This window comes from Sphingopyxis sp. EU05-FHT14B03 (assembly GCF_058790875.1).
On sequence record NZ_JBYTDC010000002.1, the window covers coordinates 1,316,428 to 1,338,523 of the forward strand.

Annotated in this window: 21 protein-coding genes; 13 read left to right on the forward strand and 8 right to left on the reverse strand. The window is 65.4% G+C overall.

The annotated features are described in order from the left end of the window. Nucleotides 1-38 precede the first annotated feature (38 nt). From AC3WS4_RS15560 to AC3WS4_RS15575, 4 genes are all read left to right on the forward strand, one after another. Nucleotides 39-656 carry a TetR/AcrR family transcriptional regulator gene (locus tag AC3WS4_RS15560; protein ID WP_492739345.1) on the forward strand — a complete coding sequence of 206 codons (618 nt, stop codon included), beginning with the start codon at nt 39-41 and terminating at the stop codon, nt 654-656. Between the two features lie 94 nt (nt 657-750). Continuing rightward, the gene (locus AC3WS4_RS15565) at nt 751-897 is read left to right on the forward strand and encodes a hypothetical protein (RefSeq protein ID WP_187139697.1); all 147 of its coding nucleotides are present in this window, start codon (nt 751-753) and stop codon (nt 895-897) included. 87 nt (nt 898-984) lie between these two features. After that, nucleotides 985-2,535 (forward strand): flavin monoamine oxidase family protein, encoded by a 1,551-nt coding sequence (locus AC3WS4_RS15570; RefSeq protein ID WP_492739343.1) that lies wholly within the window; start codon nt 985-987, stop codon nt 2,533-2,535. Between the two features lie 171 nt (nt 2,536-2,706). Then, complete coding sequence (locus AC3WS4_RS15575; RefSeq protein WP_492739342.1) at nt 2,707-3,006, forward strand: WYL domain-containing protein; 300 nt, start codon at nt 2,707-2,709, stop codon at nt 3,004-3,006. A gap of 243 nt (nt 3,007-3,249) precedes the next feature. Here the strand turns inward: AC3WS4_RS15575 and AC3WS4_RS15580 are convergent, their stop codons facing one another. Together AC3WS4_RS15580 and AC3WS4_RS15585 are read right to left on the reverse strand one after the other, a co-directional pair. Then, entirely contained in the window at nt 3,250-4,236 is a 987-nt protein-coding gene (locus AC3WS4_RS15580) for a TerC family protein (protein WP_492739340.1), read from the reverse strand. A gap of 83 nt (nt 4,237-4,319) precedes the next feature. Then, nucleotides 4,320-4,499, reverse strand: a complete 180-nt coding sequence (locus AC3WS4_RS15585) for a DUF465 domain-containing protein (RefSeq protein WP_187139693.1) — start codon at nt 4,497-4,499, stop codon at nt 4,320-4,322. 253 nt (nt 4,500-4,752) lie between these two features. On the opposite strand from AC3WS4_RS15585, the gene AC3WS4_RS15590 reads away from it, so the two are divergent. Further along, the gene (locus AC3WS4_RS15590) at nt 4,753-5,520 is read left to right on the forward strand and encodes a crotonase/enoyl-CoA hydratase family protein (protein ID WP_492739339.1); all 768 of its coding nucleotides are present in this window, start codon (nt 4,753-4,755) and stop codon (nt 5,518-5,520) included. Nucleotide 5,521: 1 nt separating this feature from the next. Next, nucleotides 5,522-6,406, forward strand: coding sequence for an alpha/beta hydrolase family protein (locus tag AC3WS4_RS15595; protein WP_492739338.1), 885 nt, complete (start codon nt 5,522-5,524; stop codon nt 6,404-6,406). Nucleotides 6,407-6,446: 40 nt separating this feature from the next. On the opposite strand, the gene AC3WS4_RS15600 is transcribed toward AC3WS4_RS15595, so the two are convergent. Beyond that, nucleotides 6,447-7,271 carry a response regulator transcription factor gene (locus AC3WS4_RS15600; RefSeq protein WP_492739337.1) on the reverse strand — a complete coding sequence of 275 codons (825 nt, stop codon included), beginning with the start codon at nt 7,269-7,271 and terminating at the stop codon, nt 6,447-6,449. A gap of 172 nt (nt 7,272-7,443) precedes the next feature. On the opposite strand from AC3WS4_RS15600, the gene AC3WS4_RS15605 reads away from it, so the two are divergent. Together AC3WS4_RS15605 and AC3WS4_RS15610 are read left to right on the forward strand one after the other, a co-directional pair. Next, nucleotides 7,444-7,746, forward strand: a complete 303-nt coding sequence (locus AC3WS4_RS15605; RefSeq protein ID WP_492739336.1) for a GIY-YIG nuclease family protein — start codon at nt 7,444-7,446, stop codon at nt 7,744-7,746. A gap of 134 nt (nt 7,747-7,880) precedes the next feature. Then, on the forward strand, nt 7,881-8,714 hold the full coding sequence (locus tag AC3WS4_RS15610) for a hypothetical protein (RefSeq protein ID WP_492739335.1): 834 nt from the start codon (nt 7,881-7,883) through the stop codon (nt 8,712-8,714). A gap of 29 nt (nt 8,715-8,743) precedes the next feature. Here AC3WS4_RS15610 and AC3WS4_RS15615 read toward each other — a convergent pair whose 3' ends face one another. From AC3WS4_RS15615 to AC3WS4_RS15630, 4 genes are all read right to left on the reverse strand, one after another. Then, entirely contained in the window at nt 8,744-10,081 is a 1,338-nt protein-coding gene (locus AC3WS4_RS15615) for an amidohydrolase (RefSeq protein ID WP_492739334.1), read from the reverse strand. A gap of 84 nt (nt 10,082-10,165) precedes the next feature. Then, nucleotides 10,166-10,816, reverse strand: coding sequence for a DUF4893 domain-containing protein (locus AC3WS4_RS15620; protein WP_492739333.1), 651 nt, complete (start codon nt 10,814-10,816; stop codon nt 10,166-10,168). A gap of 261 nt (nt 10,817-11,077) precedes the next feature. Continuing rightward, nucleotides 11,078-11,863, reverse strand: coding sequence for a 3-hydroxybutyrate dehydrogenase (locus AC3WS4_RS15625; protein WP_492739331.1), 786 nt, complete (start codon nt 11,861-11,863; stop codon nt 11,078-11,080). Between the two features lie 27 nt (nt 11,864-11,890). Next, nucleotides 11,891-13,051 (reverse strand): patatin-like phospholipase family protein, encoded by a 1,161-nt coding sequence (locus tag AC3WS4_RS15630; protein WP_492739330.1) that lies wholly within the window; start codon nt 13,049-13,051, stop codon nt 11,891-11,893. Between the two features lie 149 nt (nt 13,052-13,200). On the opposite strand from AC3WS4_RS15630, the gene ypfJ reads away from it, so the two are divergent. From ypfJ to AC3WS4_RS15645, 3 genes are read left to right on the forward strand one after another with little or no spacing between them, the layout of a single operon-like run. Next, on the forward strand, nt 13,201-14,109 hold the full coding sequence (gene ypfJ, locus AC3WS4_RS15635) for a KPN_02809 family neutral zinc metallopeptidase (RefSeq protein ID WP_056350782.1): 909 nt from the start codon (nt 13,201-13,203) through the stop codon (nt 14,107-14,109). Beyond that, nucleotides 14,082-15,371, forward strand: a complete 1,290-nt coding sequence (locus tag AC3WS4_RS15640) for a metal-dependent hydrolase family protein (protein WP_492739329.1) — start codon at nt 14,082-14,084, stop codon at nt 15,369-15,371. Before ypfJ ends, AC3WS4_RS15640 begins: the two co-directional genes overlap by 28 nt. Next, a complete protein-coding gene (locus AC3WS4_RS15645; protein ID WP_492739327.1) occupies nt 15,368-16,054 on the forward strand; it encodes a hypothetical protein in 687 nt (228 codons plus the stop codon). Before AC3WS4_RS15640 ends, AC3WS4_RS15645 begins: the two co-directional genes overlap by 4 nt. On the opposite strand, the gene AC3WS4_RS15650 is transcribed toward AC3WS4_RS15645, so the two are convergent. Continuing rightward, entirely contained in the window at nt 16,051-16,749 is a 699-nt protein-coding gene (locus AC3WS4_RS15650; RefSeq protein ID WP_492739326.1) for an HPP family protein, read from the reverse strand. The genes AC3WS4_RS15645 and AC3WS4_RS15650 overlap by 4 nt on opposite strands. A gap of 163 nt (nt 16,750-16,912) precedes the next feature. Here AC3WS4_RS15650 and AC3WS4_RS15655 point away from each other — a divergent pair, with 163 nt between their 5' ends. Together AC3WS4_RS15655 and AC3WS4_RS15660 are read left to right on the forward strand one after the other, a co-directional pair. Then, a complete protein-coding gene (locus AC3WS4_RS15655) occupies nt 16,913-18,985 on the forward strand; it encodes a S9 family peptidase (protein WP_492739324.1) in 2,073 nt (690 codons plus the stop codon). A 177-nt stretch (nt 18,986-19,162) separates the two neighbouring features. Continuing rightward, entirely contained in the window at nt 19,163-22,063 is a 2,901-nt protein-coding gene (locus AC3WS4_RS15660; protein ID WP_492739322.1) for a valine--tRNA ligase, read from the forward strand. Nucleotides 22,064-22,096 lie beyond the last annotated feature (33 nt).

The window sequence follows — 22,096 nt, forward strand, 5'->3', positions numbered from 1 at the left end:
ACCGGATTCAACCCGCCCATGATCATGGAAAGGTCGATGTGAACGCCCGCGCCAAAATCAATCCCCGCTCGCCGCCCAAGCAGGAGCGCGCGCAGGCGACTTACGACTTGCTGCTCGACGTCGCCGGCGAACTTTTGGGCGAAGTCGGCATCGAACGCATCTCGACCAACATGATCTGCGCGCGCGCCGGTTTGACGCCGCCAGCGCTCTATCGTTATTTCAAGGATAAATATGCCGTGCTCGAGGCGCTGGGGCAGCGCCTGATGACCAAGCAGAACGACGTTCTGGAAGCGTGGATCGCGCGTCATGTCGATCAGGGCGTCGATGCGCTGCGCGACAATATCGAGGAGCTGATGCGCGAAACGGCGGCGGTGACGCGCCCCGAACCCGGCGCCGTGTGGATTCTGCGCGCGCTCCACGCAACGCCCCAACTTGCGCATATCCGCCTCGAATCGCACCGCTATGTCACCGACCGGCTGGTCGAAGCCTATGCCCGCAATCTGCCCGACGCCGACCGCGACGAGCTGTGGCAGGAACTGCGCCTGACGGTCGAACTGGGCTTCGCCGCCGACGAGATGCTCTATGAAGAAACGCGCGTGTCGCCCGACGCCATATTCCGCCTCACCGCACGCATGCTGCGTGGCGATCAATCTTGAAGGAGCTTTTGGTCGGTGATGGGCTCAAGACCGAAGTGTTGGGCGTAGCCAACTGAAGATCGATATCAAAACCGTGGCTTGAAAGCCCGATAGCGTGAAGCAGCTCGAGATAGATCGGCGCAAACCCGCAATCCGCTTTGAGCGCGTCACGAAGACGGCCGCGCAGTTCAGCACGACCGCGTTGAGTCAGCCGCTGATCGGCCCTGTCCCGACCGGGGTCGGCCCGCCCGCGTTCGTCTGACGATACCCACAACTGCCGCCGCATAGTCGCGCCCAACCCCCAACCATGCTACACGTCCCTCGGGCGCACCATCAGGGGAGAAAACCGATGCGGGGTTCCGGGCCGTTGTGGGGGCTGCTCAATCAGGCCCGCCGTGCCAATCTGGCCGAACAGGGCGCGCCGCCGCCGATCGCCGCTGCGCAGGGGATCACCCGCCGCCGGATGCTCGCGGCGCTGGGCGCCGCCTCGGCGCTTCCCTTGGTCGGCTGGCCCACCCCGTCGCGCGCCGCCTCCGGCCTGCGTGTCGCCATCATCGGCGGCGGCCTCGCGGGACTGACCGCGCTCGATGCGCTGAATGCCGCCGGGGTCGAGGCGCATCTTTACGAAGCGCGCGGCCGGCTCGGCGGGCGCGTGCTCACCGCAAACAATGCGCCCGAACCGGGGCTGAACATCGAGGATGGCGGCAACCTCATCAACACCGACCATGACGACATGCTCGCGCTGGCGAAACGCTTCGGCATCGCGCTGATCGACCGCCAGCCGATGGTCGCGCACACCCGCTATGTCGCCGACGGGCGCCTGCTCGGCGACGCCGAACTGATCGAGGACCTGCGCCCGATCGCCGCGCATATCGGCCGGGATGCGGAGATCCTCGACGCCGATTACCAGGTTGCCGCGCTCGGGCTCGACTCGATTTCGGTCGCCACCTATCTCGACGCGAATGCCGGGTTGATGAAGCCGCACGTCCGCGCGCTGATCGAGGCGACGATCCGCACCGAATTCGGCGCCGAACCCGATCAGGCCTCGGCGTTGGAACTGCTGTTCAACCTGCCCGTGGTCGACGGCGAACAGGCCGAACTGATCTCGCTCAGCGACGAGCGCTTCATCCTGACCGGCGGCTCGTCGAGCGTCGTCAGGGCCTTGTCCGAACCGTTGATGTCGCGCATCTCGACCGGCCATGCGCTGCGGTCGATCGCCCCGGGCAAGGACGGGCTCGACCTGCGCTTCGCCAATGGAAAGCGCGACCGCGTCGACCGCGTGATCGTCACCGTGCCCGCGCCGCTGATGCGCACGATCGACTATGGTGGCCTGCTTCCCAAAGCCTGGGCGGAGCTGGTCAGCGAGATCGACTGCGGCCGCAATGAAAAGATCAACGCCGGCTATGCATCGCGCGTCTGGGAGCCGGCGACCGGCCCCGCGGGGTCCGCCTGGGCGGTCGACACCGGCGGACCCGGCATCTTCTCCGAATTCTGGGACGCGAGTTCGGGCCAACCGGGCGAAGCCGGGGTGCTCACCTGGTTCTTCGGCGGCGATCAGGTCGATGCGCTGACGGCCGCCAAACCCGAAACGACCCTGCGCCGCGCCGAAGCGGCGATCGCGCCGGCCGTTCCGGGCCTCAAGGCCCGCACGATGCGCCGCACGGCCTGGGGCAAGGACCCGTTCGCGCGCGGCGCTTACTCGACCTTCAAACCCGGCCAACTCACCCGCTTCGCCCCGCATTTCTGGGTCGAAGAGGATGGCAAGGCGACGCGGCAGGCGGTCGCCGGACCGATCGTCTTTGCCGGCGAGCATCTGTCCGACGCCTTCCCCGGCTATATGAACGGCGGGGCGCAGACCGGGCGGCTGGCGGCGGCGGCGATATTGGCTGGCCTTGGCTAACGAAAATCGCGCGAAAAACTGACGTTCTTTCAATTCACCGCGCCCGACAGCCCGTCGTCCCAAAGCTATTCATCAACTTTTTTGTCGATTCCGACCTTGAACCTTAACAAACGACGTGCATTATGGTGCAATGCACAATCAGAATCCCTTCTCCCTGCGATCGATCGAGCGATGAACGATACCCGCCTGAAACTGATGGAAGCCATCGCGCGCCGGCGCCGCGTCACCGCGCACTATAACGGCAACCAGATGATCCTCGCCCCGCACCAGATGTTCGAACGCCGCGGCGACCTGTTCGTCAGCGCGCTCAACCTCAGCAAGAACTGGCGCTCGCCCGACGACTGGAAGCTCGGCCATTTCAAGCTCGACGGCCTCGCCGTGACCGAATTGCAGGACGAGGAATTCGAACCTTTGCCCTCGTTCGAGGCCGCCGCGCCGCATGAGGACGACACGCTGCTGCTCGCGGTCTGAGACGGTAGCGGACGTGGCGTCGAATTGCTCTCTCCCCTTCAGGGGAGAGATACACAGGCTTGCCAGCTTGCTGGCTAGCCGGAGTTGAGAGGGGCTTGGACGTTTCCCCCTCTCCCAACCCTCTCCCCTGAAGGGGAGAGGGCTTTATGTCCGCTAGCTACCCCAAACCGAAATCCATCGCGCGTTTGCAAAAGCCCGATCGCGAACGAAAAAGGGCGGGCATCGCCGCCCGCCCCCTTCCCTTTACCTCTCCACCACCAGCGGCTCGTCGCGCGTCTTGACCAGCGACCAGATCACCCCGCCCGCGATCAGCGCGACGGTGACGCCCAGGCTGACCAAAGGGGGGAATTTGTCGCCGCCGAGGATGAAATCGGCGACGAAGATCTTCGACCCGATGAACACCAGCACCAGCGCCAGCGCATATTTCAGATAGTGGAAGCGGTGGACCATCGCCGACAGCGCGAAGTACAGCGCGCGCAGGCCGAGGATCGCCATGATGTTCGACGTATAGACGATGAAGGTGTCGGTCGTGATCGCGAAGATCGCCGGCACGCTGTCGACCGCGAACACCAGGTCGGCGAGGTTGATCACCACCAGCGCGAGGAACAACGGCGTCGCCGCCAGTGCGAGCTTGCCGGTCTTGCTGTCCGCCACCTTCACGAAGAATTTCTCGCCGTGCAGATCGTCGGTGATCGGGATGTGGCGCGACAGCCACTTCACCACCGGATTGCCCTTGACGTCCATCGGCGTGTCGGTCGCGAACAACATCTTCACCCCGGTGAAGATCAGGAAAGCGGCAAAGATATACAGCACCCAGCCATATTCGGTGACCAGCGCCGCGCCGCCCGCGATCATGATGCCCCGCAGCACGATTACCGCGACAATGCCCCAGAGCAGCGCACGATACTGAAAGCGCGGCGGGATCGCGAAGGTCGCGAAGATCAGCGAGATCACGAAGATATTGTCGATCGACAATGCCTTCTCGATGAAGAAGCCGGTATAATATTGCAGCCCCGCCTCGCCGCCCTTCGCGGCCCAGATCCAGGCGCCGAACGCCAAGGCTATGCTGATGTAAAAGGCCGAGAGCTTAAGGCTCTCGCCGATCCCCATTTCCTTGTTCTCCTTGTTCAGGAAGCCAAGGTCGAAGGCGGTGAGCAGCACGACCAGCCCGATAAAGGCCAGCCAGAACCAGGCCGGGGTGCCCAGCCAGTCCGCGGTCAGAAATTCCATTATATTGTCCCTGGTACAGGTCGAACGCGCCGCCCGCCCCTCAGGGAGGGGAAAGCCGCGCGCCCGTCATTCTTGTTGTTGGATCAGCGCGCCAGCGCGGGCTGCATCTGCGCGGCGAGCCGGCGCTTGACCGCGAGCTTCGCCGCTTTCAGCCGCAGCAGGCGGAACGCATCGGCGCCGCGGCGCCGTCCCTCGCTGCGCACGGCGTCGTCGAGCCGGCGGTACAGCGCGGTCAGTTTATAAAATCGCGAATATGACGTCATACAGGCCTCCTGATTGAGCGAACTCAAAAGACAGGTGACGCCGACGCCCGAACCCTTGTCAGGGGGGAGATGGGCCGCAAGCATCGGTGTCACCCGATGCGGTCCGACATCACGTGGCGGGAAATATCCCGCCGACGCCAGAGGGGCCCGGCCCGCACGACTCCCATCTAGAGACGCGGGGGCTGGCTTTCAAGGGGCCACCGCGTCATGCTGGCGCAAGCCGGCCTCGTCCCGGCGCCGGGGGAGTCTTTTCATGTCCGTCCTTGTCGACCGCGACGGTCCGGTTTTCATCGTCACCATCGACCGCCCGGCGAAGCGGGGCGCCGTCGATCCCGCGACCGCCGCCGCGCTTCGCGACGCGTTCGCCGACTTCTCCGACGACGACACGGCAAGCGTCGCGATCCTCACCGGCAGCGGCGGCCATTTCTGCGCGGGCTTCGACCTCACGGCGGTCGGCCAGACCCGCTACGCCCCCGACGGCCCCGGCCCGATGGGTCCGACAAGGATGCTGCTCGAAAAGCCGGTGATCGCCGCAGTCGAGGGCCATGCCGTCGCCGGCGGGCTCGAACTCGCTTTGTGGTGCGACCTGCGCGTCGCGGCGGAGAGCGCGGTGTTCGGCGTCTATTGCCGCCGCTGGGGTGTGCCGCTGATCGACGGCGGCACCGTCCGCCTGCCGCGCATCGTCGGCCAGGGCCGCGCGCTCGACATGATCCTCACCGGCCGCCCGGTGGGCGCCGAGGAAGCGCATCGCATCGGCCTCGCCGACCGGATCGTCCCCGACGGCACCGCGCTCGACGCAACGATCGCGCTCGCGAAGCAGATCGCCGCCTTCCCGCAGCTTTGCATGACCAGCGACCGCCTGAGCGCCTATCGCCAATGGGACCATGACATCGAAGCCGCGCTTGCCCACGAGGCCCACGCCGGCGTCGCCCCGCTGCGCGAAGGCGCGGCCGCGGGCGCCAGACGTTTCACCGAAGGCGAAGGCCGCAGCGGCAGCTTCGCGGCTTTCAAGGGAGAATGACATGACGCTGAAACTCGCCATCGCCGCCGCGCTGCTCGCCCTACCCCTCCCCGCCCTCGCGCAGCCCGCCAGCATCCCCGCCGCGATCTACACCGACCCGCCCGCCGACAAGGCGTTTCCCGCCGCGATGGAGGTCGTCCACATCTCCAGCGGCGGGGTCGAGATCAACGGCATCGTCTATGTCGCCGCCGGCCCCGGCCCGCACCCGACGGTCATCCTCTGCCACGGCCTGCCCGGCAACGAAAAGAGCCTCGACCTCGCACAGGCGATGCGCCGCGCCGGCTGGACCGTGATCGCCTTCAACTATCGCGGCTCGTGGGGCAGCCCCGGCGAGTATCGCTTCGCGCAGAACCTCGAGGATGCGAACGCCGTCCTCGCCTTCGCGCGCGACCCCGCCAACGCCGCCAAGCTGCGCATCGACCCCAAACGCCTCGTCGTCATCGGCCACAGCATGGGCGGCTGGGTCACCGCGCTCACCGCCGCGAAGGACAAGCAACTCATCGGCGCCGCGATGATCTCTGCCGCCAACCTCGGCGCCTTCGGCAAGGCCCCACGCGACCAGCTCGCCGCGGGCATGAAGGAAAACGGCCAGGAGGCCCTCGCCGGCACCTCGCCCGAAATCATGGCCGACGAGCTGATCGCCAAGGGCGACGCCTTCGACTGGCTCAAGGCCGCTCCCGCGCTCGCCACCACCAACCTCTTCATCCTCTCCTCCGACGATGGCCTCGCTCCGGGCACTGATGCACTAGCCAAGGCGATCCAGGATGGCGGCGGGACGAAGGTGAAGACGCTCCACGTCGCGACCGACCATAGCTGGTCGGACGCGCGGATACGGTTGCAGGCGGAGGTTCTGCGGTGGCTCGAAACCCTGAAAACCGGGGAATAAGCCACCGCGGCCCACCGCTGCAACCGACGCCAACGCGCGATCAATCCATGCGATTGAAATGCGTCGTTTCCAGCTTCTCGCGACTGTTGCCCGACCAGACGATCGTTTCGGTCATCGACTGGCGATCCTTGGCAACGGTGTAGACCCGCGTCGACACCCGCGCGCCGGCCTTGCCCAAGGTCATCACCAACGTGTCCGGCGCCGGCTGGCGCAGCGCCACGCTGTCGATGAAATCCATATTGCCCGTGATCGGCACCGCGACGCCGTCGAGCGCCGCGGTCGATTCCGAATAGCGGCGCGATCCGTCGGGCGCGACGATTTCGACGCGCGTTTTCCATTTGCCGTCCGGCGCGGCATCGAAAGCGATGGTCACCCGCTGCGGCCGCTCGTTCGCGGGCATCTGCGAGGTGTCGAGCGACCAGCTCCCCGCGAGCGGCAGCGGCGCCGACGCGGCGCTGGCAACGGCGGTCGGCGCGGCGGCCTGTTCCGCCGACGGAGCGGCGGCGAGCATCAGGCCGGCGGCGGCCAGAGGTATCGTGATGAGCATGACGATCATTCCTTTCGAACCGCGCGCCCCTATGGCCGCGGTGTGCTCCCGGTCCTTCCCGACCGAGCGCGCGTTCGAAAGATCGATATTTTTGTCACAATTTTCTGGGGCATCCAGCAGGCGCGCCAGTTCGCGGCTGCTGCCGACCCCCGTCTTGCGGCGAGCGCTGCGCAACCGCTCGTTGATCGCGGTTTCCGAATTCTCCAGACGCGCGGCGATCGTCTTCACCGTATGCCCGGCGGCGAGCAGGCGCAGGATCTCCAGTTCCCGGTCGGTCAGGCAGGCGGACAAGCCGGGGATAGGGTCGGTGGCAGACATAGGCTGTTGCTCACCATAGCCCCGCGAACAGGTCCATCCCAATTTATTTGGAAAGCGGCGGCGGGGTCAAATCGGCGAGCGACCAAGCCGCCATAGCATCGTCCGCGCCAACGCTCCTGTGCTCGTCACCCCGGGCTTGACCCGGGGTCCCGCTCAATCGAAGCTCCACCCCATGGACCGAGAAACAAAAGGCGGCTGGGTCTACATCATGGCCGACCGCTATCGCGGCACCCTATACGTCGGCGTCACCGCTGACCTCCCCGCCCGCATCCACCAGCACCGCACCGGCGACGGCTCGGACTTCTGTGCCAGATACAGTCTCACCCGCCTCGTGTGGGCCGAACGCAGCGACGACATCGCCGCCTGCATCGCCCACGAAAAGCGCGTCAAACGCTGGCATCGCCAATGGAAGTTCGAGCTGATCGAGCGCAGCAATCCGGATTGGCAGGACTTGTTCGACAGCTTGGCCGGATAAATAGCGGGACCCCGGGTCAAGCCCGGGGTGACGAGAGAAGATGGTCATTCAACGACGTCACCCCGGGCTTGACCCGGGATCCCGCTTAAATCAAGCTTGGCCAAATCAATTGGAAGAAGGAGCCACTTTACCGGATGCCAACACCACCTGAGCAACAGCCCCTCATAAACGCTGCCGATATGAAGGTGGTCGAGAGAGTATTGATGATGGGAAGCGGCTATGTGTTGGACCTCAACAATCAAGAATTTGACGAGTTTATAGCCAGAGAAGTGGGCGTTGATGCGACCGCGCCAAGATATTCAGTCGACGGGAGTTCTAAGGCCAAACGCTTGCGGCGTATCTTGCATTCTCTGGCCGGAGCCGATCAAGCCAAGCTCCTACGTGCATTCTTGGAATACCGAGACAGCCCTGCCCGCAAAAAAAGCCTCGACTTGCTAGACGACGAATGGCGCCAGTTGTTTCAGGATATCATCGTTCAGACTGAACAAAAAACACCAGAGCCAAGTGCTGCTCATGCATCAAGTTCATGGACGGGCCGTCGCACCGTAAGAGAGCAAATCACGATCGTTCGTGAAATCGCCCCGATCGCGCTGCGGGAAATCGATACTCTAGCTAACATAGTCGAAAGAGAGCGCTTTAACGACCCAATCACAGCCGATGCGATAGATTGCCTACGTGATTTGCATCGGCAGCTCGGTGAACTTTTGAATATAATCGATAGCGGCGCAGTTTCCCGCGAAGCGGTGGAGAGGATCGAGCGCGATAAGGAACGGCTCGCGCTACTCATCAAAGAAGGCGCAAAGCTTACGGTCGTAGCGCCGGCCATGACGTTCGGAATTATGCACCTTCTCTCATGGCTATCCGGAAGCCCGATCGATAGCACCCTAGTATCGTCAGTGTTCGCCACGATCGTCGGCGCCGACGCCCTCAAATCCTTGAACAAAAAGACCAGCATTGCAGCGGGCTAACCCCGACTATTGGTTACCCAAAAGCCCCCTCACTTCCCCATCAACTTCATCGCCATCCCCGTCAGCGCCTCGGTCGCGGTCTCGATCACCGTATCCGCCTCGGGCGCCCAGAAGGGCGAGTGCAGGCTCGGCAGGCTCTTCCCCGCCTTTTGCGCCGCGTCATATTCGGCGCGCGGGACGCCGCCGACCCAGATGATCAGGCTTTTCACATCCTTGTTCGCGTCGCGCGAATAGCGGCTGAAATCCTCGCCGCCCATCACCGGCGGCATCTTCGTCACCCGTGCCTCGCCGAACTGCGTCTTCAGAAACGCCGCCATGTCCTCGGTGAAATCGACGGTGTTGAAGGTCGCGGGGGTATATTCGTCCTTCTGCACGCTCACCACCGGCATCTTGTCATCGGGCATGCCCGCCGCGATCGCTTCGCCCTTCGCGATACGCGCGATGCCGTCGAGCAGATGATTGCGCACCTCGTCCGAATAGCTGCGCACCGTCAGCTGCAGCTTCGCCTCGTCCGAAATGATATTATGCTTGGCCCCCGCGTGGAAGCTGCCGACGGTCACCACCGCGCTGTCGAGCGGGCTGATCTCGCGCGACACGAGCGTCTGCAGCGCGCCGACGATGCGGCTCGCCAGCACGATCGGGTCCTTGGTCGTCTGCGGATAGGCGCCGTGCCCGCCAACCCCCTTCACGAGGATATCGACGCTGTCGACATTGGCGAGCGCATAGCCCGGCGTATAGCCGATCTGCCCGGCGGGAAACTGCGCCGCATCGTGGAACGCGAGCGCATATTGCGGCTTGGGAAAGCGCGTATACAGCCCGTCCTCGAGCATCATCCGCGCGCCCGCGCCGCGTTCCTCGGCGGGCTGGCCGATCATCACGAGCGTGCCCGACCATTTGCCCTTGTTCGCCGCCATGCGCCGCGCGACGCCGACCCAGGCGGTCATATGCGTGTCGTGGCCGCACGCGTGCATCACGCCGGTCTCGACGCCTTCCTTGGTCGTCACCCGCACCTTCGACGCGCCGGGCAGCCCGGTCTGTTCGATCACCGGCAGCCCGTCCATGTCGGCGCGCAGTAGCACCACCGGGCCGGGGCCATTCTCCATCACCGCGACGATGCCGGTGCCGCCGACCTTTTCGGTGATCTTGAAGCCCAGCTTGCGCGCCTCGGCGGCCATGATGCCCGCCGAGCGGACCTCCATGAAACTGAGTTCGGGGTTGGCGTGCAGGTCGGCATAGATCGCCATCAGCGACGGCATGTCCTTCTTGATCTCGGCCTGGATCGCCGGGTCGGCGGTCTGCGCCGCCGCCGAAACCGCACCCACAGCCGAAAGCGCAAGGGCTGCCACGCCCGCCAGCAAAATCCGCATCTTATTCCCCTGTTTCAAGCCATGATGGCCTTGGTTATCCGTTCGTGTCGAACGGGGATTATAGGCTCGTTTTGATAATGGTTGTCAGCTTTCCGGCACCAGTTCGATCACGTCGACCAGCGATTCATATGCCGGCGCGGGCAGCACCAGCCGCCAGCGATTGTCGCCGATCCGCTCGACCAGCCCTGCCATGTCGCGCATCCGGTCGCTGCCGTAATTGACCGCCATCTTCTCGTCGCCGAGTTCGAGCGTGCCGAGGAAGACCTGCCGCGTCAGATTGTCGGGCAAGATCAGCCCGACCGGCCGCTGCGACCCCGTCAATTTGACCAGGCTCGAAATCCCCTGTTCGGCCGCCACGCGGCAACGGAACCAGCCATAGGCGATATAGCCGAGCGTCCCGCCACTCTTGGCGCCGACCTTGATCGTGCGGCACTTGTAATCGCCCGCGGGCAGGTGCGGATTGGGCAGCGCCGCGGTCGGGTGCAGCAGGATGCCCTCGCGGTCGATCTGCGCCCCGAACCCCTTGGCGCGCGCATCGGCCAGCGCGGCTTCCCAGCTCGAATACCAGTTCCGGACGCGCGCCTTGTCCTGCTCGGTCGCGGTCGAACGCCAGCCGCCCTCGGTCGCGGGCGGCGGCACGTCAGCGACCGACGGCGGAATTTTCGGCACCGTGTTGCACGCGGCGAGCGTCGACGCCGCCAGAATGCCCCCGATTATCGATGTACGACCCCACATTGCTCCGTCTCTCCTGTCCGGTTCGGCGTTACCCTTAGGGGGCGAAGGGAGAATGCTCAAGGCGGATGCAAATTCCTTCTCCCCTTGAGGGAGAAGGATACGAAGGCTTGTGAGCGAAGCGAACTAGCCGCAGTTGGATGAGGGGTCGCGAGCCTTTGGCTCGCGCGGTCGCTTGCGACCGCAACCCCTCACCCAGCTTCGACTAGGCAGCAAGCTACCAAGTCTTCGCAACCCTCTCCCTCAAGGGGAGAGGGTTAGCGATTACGCCGCCGTCCACCCGCCATCGACGCTCAAATTCGCCCCCGTGATATTCGCCGCCTCGTCGCGTGTCAGGAACGCCGCCAGCGCCGCGACCTGTTCGATCGTCACGAACTGCTTGGTCGGCTGACCCGCGAGCAACACGTCGTTGATCACCTGCTCGCGCGTCATCTTGCGCGCCTTCATCGTGTCGGGGATCTGGTTCTCGACCAGCGGCGTCCACACATAGCCGGGGCTGATGCAGTTCGCGGTGATCCCCGCATCGGCGACTTCCAGCGCGACCGTCTTGGTTAGCCCCGCCAGCCCGTGCTTCGCGGTGACATAGGCCGATTTGAACGGCGAGGCGACGAGCGAGTGCGCCGAGGCGGTGCCGATGATCCGCCCCCAGCCCTTCTTGCGCATCCCGGGAACCGCATGGCGGATCGTGTGGAACGACGCGGTCAGGTTCAGCGCGATGATCATGTCCCATTTCTCGACCGGGAAGTCTTCGATCGGCGACACGAACTGCATGCCGGCATTGTTCACAAGGATGTCGACCCCGCCGAAATCCTTGTCGGCGCGCTGGAACATGTCTTCGATCGCGTCGGGCTTGGTCAGGTCGGCGCCGTCATAGGCCGCCTTGCCGCCGTTCAACACCTCCAGCGCCGCGCGCTCGGCCTCAATCGCCGCCGCCTCGCCAAAGCCGTTGATGATGATATTCGCGCCCGCCGCCGCGAACGCCTTGGCGATGCCGAGCCCGATGCCCGACGTCGAGCCGGTGACAAGGGCGGTTTTGCCTTTCAGGTGCATGATGAATTCCTTTGTTGGGGGGAGATTTTACCCTGTATTTTCCGCGGTCCGTTTCGGAACCAGACCGTCCGATTGCACCGCGAAGCTCTCCGACCGCCCCTCGGCGATACTTTCCGCGAGCAAATGCCCGTCCTTCATCGCCGCCTCGACCGCCTCCCTGCCCTGCGCCCAATTGGCCTCGACGGCGGTGCGCGAGAATTCGAAATCGCGCGCACCCGTTTGCCATTTCAAGGGGTTATGCACCAGCTGCACGACATTCAGCGCCTTGCAATCGACCATCTTGCGCACCGCCCGAACCTCCGGCAGCTCGCTCACGCCCGGCGGCAACTTCGCCAACATCCGATCGATCAACCGATGCTCCTTGCGCCGCCGCACCAGTCCGTCCGAAATCCGCCGCGTCCGGCTCGAAAACCGGATATCCTTCTCGCGCGACCAGGCTTCTTCCAGATCGTGCGGCCGCTCGCCGCGCGCCGGGAACAGGTCGACCTGGAACACCAGCATATCCTCATGCGCCGCCTCGACGACATGTTCGAGCGGGGTGTTCGACACCAGCCCCCCGTCCCAATACCATGTCCCGTCGATCTCGATCGGCGGCAACCCCGGCGGCAGCGCGCCCGATGCGAGGATATGCCGCGCGTCGATCCGCTCGCTCTTGGTATCGAAGTATCGGAAATTCCCGGTCTCGACCGCGACCGCACCGACCGACAGCCGGACATTGCCGTCGTTCAGCCGGTCCCAGTCGACCAGCCGGTCGAGCGTCGCGACCAGCGGCGCCGTGTCGTAGAAGCTCACGGCGCCGGGCGTCTGCCGCTCGGCCAGCGCCGGCGGCGGCCAGCGCGGGGTGAAGAATCCCGGTACCCCGAACGCCATCACCTGCCCCGCCGCAGCGAGGTGATTCCATTCGCGCGCGATGTCGTTGTCGGGGATCGGCAGCGACGGCAGCGCCGACGACACGCCGTCCCAGAATTCCCGCAACTTGCCCACCGCCTCGTCACGCTTGTTGCCCGCGACGATCGCTGCGTTGACCGCACCGATCGAAATCCCCGCCACCCAGTCGAGTTCGATCCCAAGCTCGATCAGCGCCTCATAAACCCCCGCCTGATAGGCGCCGAGCGCGCCGCCACCCTGCAGCACCAGCACGACGAGGTCGGGCAAAGGCAAGGCGGCTTTGGCAGCGCGGCGCGGCATGGACTCGGGGGCATCCTTCGGTCGGGGGCGCTGATTGGTGCACCGCAACACGGCGCATTGCAAGGCGGACGATGCGAAGCCCCTTCCAATTGCGGCGGGCTACTGCCACAAACGGACAGGACCTGACTTTTGCGCTGGAGACCCCCGAAATGCGCCTCGACGATTATGATCCCGGCGACGATATCCGCGACCTCGGCCGCGGTGGCGGCGGATTTGGCGGCGGCGGGGGCGGCGGCGGCATGGGCGGGCTGCTCATCGGACTGCTCCCGATGCTGCTCGGGCGCAAGATGGGCTGCGGCACGATCCTCCTGCTCGGCGCGCTCGCCTTCATGTTTTTCGGTGGCGGCATGAATATGTTGTCGGGCGGCGGCGGTACCGTCGATCCGCAGGCCGACAGCCGCGGCGGCACCAATGTCGCCTGCGACACGGCGGCAGAAAAATTCGCGTGCAATGTCTTCGGCTCAACGCATCAGGTGTGGGGCAATCTTATCAGCAATTACCAGCGCCCGACGCTCAATTTCTTCACCGACCAGAACCGGTCGGGCTGCGGCGCGGCGCAGGCGGCGATGGGCCCCTTCTATTGCCCCGCCGATCAGGGCGTCTATCTCGACACCGCCTTCTTCAACGAACTGGCGCAGCGTTTCGGCGCCGCGGGCGATGCCGCGCAGGCCTATGTCGTCGCGCACGAAGTCGGTCACCATATCCAGACGATCACCGGTATTTCGGACAAGGTCCGTCAGGCACAGCAACGCGCCTCACAGGCCGAGGGCAATGCCTATCAGGTGCGCATGGAATTGCAGGCCGATTGTTATGCCGGGGTCTGGGCGAACCGCGCGCGCAACAGCGCCGGCCAACCCGTGATGGAGCCCGGCGACCTGGAAGAAGCGATGACCGCCGCCAATGCGATCGGCGACGACACGCTGATGCGCTCGGCGGGCCAGCGCCCGGTCCCCGAAAGCTTCACCCACGGCACGAGCGAACAGCGCATGAGCTGGCTGCGCCGCGGCCTGCAGACCGGGGACCCCCGCCAGTGCGACACCTTCAGCGCCGCCATCTGATCGCCGCCGCAGCGGCGACCCTTCTGGCGACATCGGCCCCGGCCGCAGCGGAAACGCTGTATGTCACGGCGGGGCGGCTGATCGACGGCGTCACCGACGAGGTGCGCACCGGCCACTGCATCACGGTCGAGGGCGAGCGGATCAAGGAGGTTGCACCGTGCGGCAAGGCGCCCGACGGCGCCAGGGTGATCGACTGGTCGGCCTACACCGTGCTGCCGGGCCTGATCGACCTCCACACCCACCTCGCCGACCTTGGCCAGAGCGCCGACCTCGCCGCGCCGATGAAGGCGTCGCCCGCCGAAACCGCGCTCGTCGGCGCGCGCAACGCCCGCGTGACCCTCGACGCCGGGTTCACCAGCGTCCGCGACGTCGGCACCTATCGCGGCCTCACCGACGTGACGCTGCGCAATGCGATCGAGCGTGGCGACGTGCCGGGTCCGCGCATGTGGGCCGCCGGCGCCTATCTCACCATCCCCGGCGGCGGCGGCGAACTCAACGGCGTCGTCCCGAACGATCAGTTGCCCGCCGACATGCGCCTCGGCGTCGCGGCGACGCCCGAGGAAGCGGCCGCTAAAACGACCTACCTGCTCGACCATGGCGCCGATTTCATCAAGACGATCGCGACCGGCGCGGTGCTCGCGATCGGCACCGAACCCGGCGCCCCCGAACTGACGCCCGAGCAGCTCCGTGCGATCGTGAAGGTCGCCCACGCCCGCGGCAAACGCGTCACCGCGCACGCCCATGGCGCGATCGGCATCCGCAATGCGATCGAGGCGGGGGTTGACAGCATCGAACATGCCAGCCTCGCCGACCAAGCGACGCTCCGCCTTGCCAAGCAGCACGGCACCTGGCTCGCGATGGACATCTACAACGGCGATTATATCGACGACATCGGAACGAAAGAGGGCTGGCCCGCCGAATATCTGCGCAAGAACCGCGAGACCACCGATGCCCAGCGTGCGGCGTTCAAGCGCGCGGTCGAGTTGCAGGTCAATATCGGCTTCGCGACCGACGCCGGCGTCTATCCGCACGGCCTCAACGCCCGCCAGTTCGCCTATATGGTGCGCTATGGCATGACGCCGATGCAGGCGATCCAGTCCGCCACCGGCCGCGCCGCCGAGGAAATGGGCCGCACCGACATCGGCGTCCTCGTGCCGGGGCGCTATGCCGACATGGTCGCGGTCAAGGCCGACCCGCTGACCGACATCCGCGCGCTCGAAAAGATCGATCATGTGATGAAGGGCGGAGTGCTGATCCGATGATCCGCGCGCTGGTCGTCGCCGCGCTGCTCACCACCTCCACGCCCGCGGCGGCGCAATATGGCGACGACGAATGGATCTGCACGGCCAGCGCCAAGGGCAGCCGCGGCGCGCATGTCGATATCACCGCACAGGTCGACGGCGACGGCGAGATATGGTCGCGCTCGGTCAGCTGGGCGCCGCCGATGCTCGACGCCAGCACGCCGCAATATCAGGATTTGGGCCAACCCGGCCTCGTGATCCAATATGACGATGCGGACGCCGAGGCGATCGGCGAATTGACCAGCGCGATCGGCGACGTGTCGAGCGTCGGCGGTCCCGGCGGCGCGCTTCGGCGACTGACCATGTGGGTGCTGTTGGACGGCGGCGACAGCTGGAGCGTCGAGCCCGAACCGTTCGGCGTTGCCTACAAGATCGGCGGAACCCCCTTTCGCTATGCCTCGGCGCAGCTCGACGACACCGACTGGGATGGCGATCCCTATGAACGCCTGGAAACCGGGTCCGCTGTCACGTTATCGCTACGCGACACCATGGGCCGCCCGGTCGCACAGGCACGCTACGATCTTGGCGCGAAAGCCGAACGCGACCGTCTGTTCCGCTCGGCATGGCGCAAGTCCGAGACAATGGCCAAAAGCCGCAAGCAGTGCGACAAGCCCGGCAAGGAAGAGACCGAAAGCGCGCCCTAGGCGTCTTGGCGCTTGCCCATGCGCGACGCCGCGTGAACCTCTGCCCGCTCGAGCAACAGCGCCAGATCCTCGCGGCTGATGTCGAAGGTCTCGCCCAGATCGTCGAGCGCGGCGTCGATGTCCGCCATTTGCAGGCCCAACGGCGCGGGAACCAGCGCCTTCCCGTCCACCGGCCGCGCGCGATGCGGATAGCTGTGCCCCGAAAAGCGGTGGAAAAACATGCCGATCGCGACGAGGACGAGCGAATTGATCAGCACCGGCACGAGGAAGTCGACGACATGGCTGCCAAAGGTCGACCAGCCGAGCACCGCGCTCAGTGCGACCGCGCCGCCCGGGGGATGGAGGCAGCGCAGCAGCGACATCACCAGGATCGCGGTCGACACAGCCAGCGCGGCGGCGAGTGCCGGGGTCGATATCGCCTGCGCCACGACGATGCCGACGATCGCGGAGATGGCATTGCCCCCGACGATCGACCATGGCTGCGCGAGCGGGCTCGATGGCACCGCGAACAACAGCACTGCCGACGCCCCGATCGGCGCGATGATCCACGGCATCGACGCCGGAAACATCGCGGCGCAGATCAGCCCGGCAAGGCCGATGCCCATCAACGCGCCGATGCTGCCGATCATCCGGTCGCGCAGGCTCGCGCCGGCGAGCAGCGGAATGAACAAACGACTCGGCTCGGGCTTCGACACGCAATTCTCCTTCGAGCGCGGGCCGATGGCGCCAGGGCGCCGACAAAGCCAGAGAGGATTGATTTGTCGTCGGCAAGCCCGCTTTTCCGTCGCCTCGAAAAAGGGACGGCGGCGACGGCCGCTTCGTCCTTGAACGCGCCCGCCGCATCGCTAAAGCCGTTGCATGCGTAACTTCATCCTGCCCAGCGCGATCGCGCTCGCCGCCGCTCTCTCCACCCCTGCCCTCGCCCGGCCGATGACCGAAGTCGACCTCGCGACGCTCAAGCGCGTCGCCGCGCCGACCGCCTCGCCCGACGGACGATGGGTAGTCTATCAGATGACCGAGACCGCGCCCGAGACGTATAAGCGCTCGACCGGACTGTGGGTCGTCGATCGCAACGCCAAGGATGCCGCGCCGGTCCGGATCGCCGATACCGCGGGCAAGAATGAAACTGACCCGGCCTTCCACAAGGACGGCATGCTGTTCTTCCTCTCCAACGCTTCGGGAAAGAGCCAGATCTGGCGCATCGACCTCCAGTCAATGAACACGCCGGCCGTGCAGGTGACCGATACCAAGGCGGACGTTTCGGGCTTCAAGATTTCGCCCGACGGCACCAAGCTGCTCGCCTGGGGCGACATCGCCAAGGAATGCACGACCTTCGGCTGCGACGCCAAGGACAAGGGCGCGCTGCCCGGCCCCGGCACCGGCCGCCTGTACAAGGACGGCGTCGGCTTCGTCCGCCATTGGGACGAATGGGAGACGCCGGGCACCCACAGCCGCCCCTTCGTCTTCAACCTTGTGGGCGGCAAGGCGACGACCGAGCGCGCGGTCGACGCCGGCGTGACCGGCGATAGCCCGTCCAAACCCTTCGGCGGCGGCGAGGAACTCGCCTGGGGCACCGACAGCCGCACCGTCTATTTCACGCTGCGCAAGGCCGACCGGAATGAGCCGATGTCGACCAACCTCGATATCTACAGCTGGCTGGTCGACAGCCGGATGATGCCGCAGAATCTGACCGAGGCGAATGCGGCGACCGATACCCTGCCCACCCCCTCGCCCGACGGCAAGTTTCTGGCCTACGCGGCAATGGCGCGCCCGACCTATGAGGCCGACCGCCAGGTGCTGATGCTGCGCGACCTGTCGACCGGCGAGACGCGCAAGCTGACCGACGCCTGGGATCGCTCGGTCGCCTCGATCGCCTGGGCGCCAGACGGCAAGTCGCTCTATGTCACCGCGCAGGATGTGCTCGACCATCCGGTGTTCAAGGTCGACGTGAAGAGCGGCAAGGTAGAAAAGCTCAAGGCCACCACCGACCAGTGGGAAGGCAATATCGGCGACGTCACCCCGCTGCCGGGCGGCGCCCTGCTCTACAGCCGCAACAGCATCGCCGACCCGACCGACCTGTTCGTCCGCGACGCCAAGGGCAAGGTTACCCGGCTGACCGAAGTCAACAAGGCGCAAATGGCCGAGATCGACCCGGTCGACGTCAAGCGGCTGCAGTTCGCGGGCGCCAATGGCGACACCGTCTGGGGCCAGATCGTCAAGCCCGCTGGCGCGACCGGCAAGCTGCCAGTCGCCTTCCTGATCCACGGCGGTCCGCAGTCGAGCTTCGGCAACGGCTGGTCGACGCGCTGGAACCCGCGGCTCTTCTCGGCACCCGGCTATGCCGCGGTGACGATCGATTTCCACGGCTCGACCGGCTACGGTCAGGCCTTCACCGACAGCATCAACAAGGATTGGGGCGGCAAGCCGCTTGAAGACCTCAAGCTCGGCCTCGCCGCCGCCGGTAGGCAGGATACCTCGCTCGACGTAACCAACGCCTGTGCGCTCGGCGGCTCCTATGGCGGTTACATGACCAACTGGATCGCGGGCCAATGGCCCGACGGCTTCAAATGCCTCGTCCAGCACGACGGCGTCTTCGACGCCCGCGCCATGGCCTATGAAACCGAGGAACTATGGTTCGACGAGTGGGAGCATGGCGGCACCTATTACGACGTTCCCGAAGAATATGAAAAATGGAACCCGGTGAACCATGTCGCGAAGTGGAAGACCCCGATGCTGGTGATCACCAGCGAAAAGGATTTCCGCATCCCCTATACGCAGGGCATCGCCAGCTTCACCGCGCTCCAGCGCCGCGGCATTCCGTCGCAACTGCTCGTCTTCCCCGACGAGAATCATTGGGTGCTGAAGGGTCAGAACAGCGTGCAATGGTATGGCACGGTGTTCGACTGGCTCGGCAGCTATCTGAAGAAATAGGCATTCTACGTCGCCCCCGCGAAGGCGGGGGCCGCTGGAGTTCTACGCAGCGAGGGGGGATAAGGCCGACAACGGCCCCCGCCTTCGCGGGGGCGACGATCTTCGCGTCCGCCATGACGAGAATGGGATGGTTCCCCCTTGCCGCGCCGCACCATGGCTGGCAAAGCGCGGCGCATTATGCCGATGGAAAAAACATTCGATCCCGCCGCAATTGAGGCGAAATGGGCCCATGAGTGGGAAAGCCGCGGGCTGTTTCGCCCCGCGCGCCCCGACGCGACGCCCTATACGATCGTCAATCCGCCGCCGAACGTCACCGGCGCGCTGCACATCGGCCATGCGCTCGACAACACGCTGCAGGACGTGCTCGTCCGCTACGAACGTCTGCGCGGCAAGGACGCGCTGTGGGTCGTTGGCATGGACCATGCCGGCATCGCGACCCAGATGGTCGTCGAACGCCAGCTCGAAGCGCGGCAGGACAAGCGCACCAACTACAGCCGCGAGGATTTCATCGACAAGGTCTGGCAGTGGAAAGCGGAAAGCGGCGGCCAGATCACCGGCCAACTCCGCCGCCTCGGCTGTTCGATGGACTGGAGCCGCGAGCAGTTCACCATGGACCCGCATTTCACCGCCGCGGTGGTCAAGGTGTTCGTCGACCTCCACAAAAAGGGGCTGATCTACCGCGACAAGCGGCTGGTGAACTGGGACCCGAAGCTCAAGACCGCGATTTCGGACCTCGAGGTCGAAACGCACGAAATTCAGGGCGGCTTCTGGCACTTCAAATATCCGCTCGCCGATGGCGTCACCCTCGATGACGGGCGCGACTATATCGAGGTCGCGACGACGCGCCCCGAAACGATGCTCGCCGACATGGCGGTCGCGGTGCACCCCGACGATGCGCGCTACCAGAGCGTGATCGACAAGGACATTCTCCAGCCGATCACCGGGCGCCGGTTCAAGATCGTCGCCGACGAACATGCCGACCCCGAACTCGGCTCGGGCGCGGTGAAGATCACGCCGGGGCATGATTTCAACGACTTCGACGTCGGCAAGCGCGCGGGTTTCAAGCCCGGCGAGATGCTCAACATGCTCGACGGCGACGCGAACGTCATCCAGACCGCCGACGGGCTGATCCCCGCCGAATATATCGGCCTCCACCGCTTCAAGCGTGATGGTGTCGATGGCGCGCGCGAACTGGTCGTCGCACGGATGAAGGACGCGGGCTTCCTCATCGCGCACGTCGACAAGGACGGCGGCGAGCATGACGCCGAGCCGCGCACGATCCAGACGCCGTTCGGCGACCGCGGCGGCGTGGTGATCGAGCCCTGGCTGACCGACCAATGGTATGTCGACGCCGAAACCCTCGCACAGCCGCCGATGGCGGCGGTGCGCGACGGGCGCATCAACATCGTCCCCAAGACATGGGAAAAGACCTTCTTCAACTGGATGGAGAATATCCAGCCCTGGTGCGTGTCGCGCCAACTGTGGTGGGGTCACCGGATTCCGGCATGGTATGGGCCGGAAGCTTACGCCGACGACGAAAAGTTATCACCCAACTGGCCTGATCTTTCATTTGATGTGAGCGAAGACTTCGCGACGGCTAACTCGACGTTGCTGTCGGACCATGTTTTTGTGAACGAAACTGAAGACGGCGCCGTTGAAGCGGCGAAAAGCTATTACAGTGGCAAGCTGGGCGACCGTGAGATCGTCGTTTGCGAAGATCGACTTGCTGCGATGACCATGTTGCTCAACAGCGAATTTGATCTCAGGAAGTCGGTGCCAATTTGGCGCGATGCCGACGTCCTCGACACCTGGTTCTCTTCCGCGCTCTGGCCGTTCGCGACGCTCGGCTGGCCCGAGAATACCGACCTGCTCAAACGCCACTACCCCAACGACGTCCTCATCTCGGGCTTCGACATCCTCTTCTTCTGGGATGCGCGCATGGCGATGCAGGGGATGGAGTTCATGGGCGACGTGCCGTGGAAGACGCTCTATCTCCACGGCCTCGTCCGCGCGCCCGACGGCGCGAAGATGTCGAAGTCGAAGGGTAATGTCGTCGACCCGCTGGGGCTGATCGACCAATATGGCGCCGACGCGCTGCGCTTTTTCATGGCGGCGATGGAAAGCCAGGGCCGCGACATCAAGATGGATGACGCGCGCCTTGCCGGATATCGCAATTTCGCGACCAAGCTGTGGAACGCCGCGCGCTTCTGCGAAGCCAATGGCATTTCGGCCTCGACGAGCTTCGAAGCCCCCGCCGCAACGCTGCCGGTCAACCGCTGGATCATCGGCGAGGTCGCCGCAACCGTCGCGGCGATGGACAAATCGCTCGCCGACTACCGCTTCGACGAAGCCGCGAACACGATCTACAGCTTCGCGTGGGACCGTTTCTGCGACTGGTATCTCGAGCTGATCAAGCCTGTCTCGAGCGAAGTCGAGAGGGGCGCGATCGACGACGAGACCAAGGCCGTCGCCGGCTGGGTGCTCGACCAGATCCTCGTGATGCTCCACCCCTTCATGCCCTTCATCACCGAAGAGCTGTGGACCGGGCTCGGCGACCGCGCCGACTATCCGCTGATCACCGCCAAATGGCCTGCACCCGACGTCGCACGCGATGCCGGGGCGAGCGCCGACATCGACTGGCTGATCAAGCTCGTCGGCGAACTGCGCACCGCCAAGGCCGAACTCGGCCTCCCGCCGGGCGCCCGCCTCACCGCACACTTCCCGCCGTCGCTCAGGACCCGCACCGACAAGCTCGCGGCGCAGCTCGACCGCCTCGCGCGGCTCGAAGCCGTCAGCTTCGACCCCGCGCCCGCCGGTGCGTCGGCGCAGCTCGTCGTCGAAGGCGAGACCATCACCGTCCCACTTGAAGGCGTGATCGACATCGCCGCCGAACGCGACCGCCTGACCAAGGCGTTCGCCGCCGCGGCGAAGGAACGCGACGGCCTCGCCGGCCGCCTGAACAATCCGTCCTTCGTCGAGCGTGCCAAGCCCGAAGCGGTCGAAAAAGCGCGCGCCGATCATGCCGCGAAGGACGCCGAGGCCGATCGCCTGACCGCCGCGCTGGCCCGCCTGGGGTGAGCGACGGCGAGGCACCCGTCACGCCGACGCCGG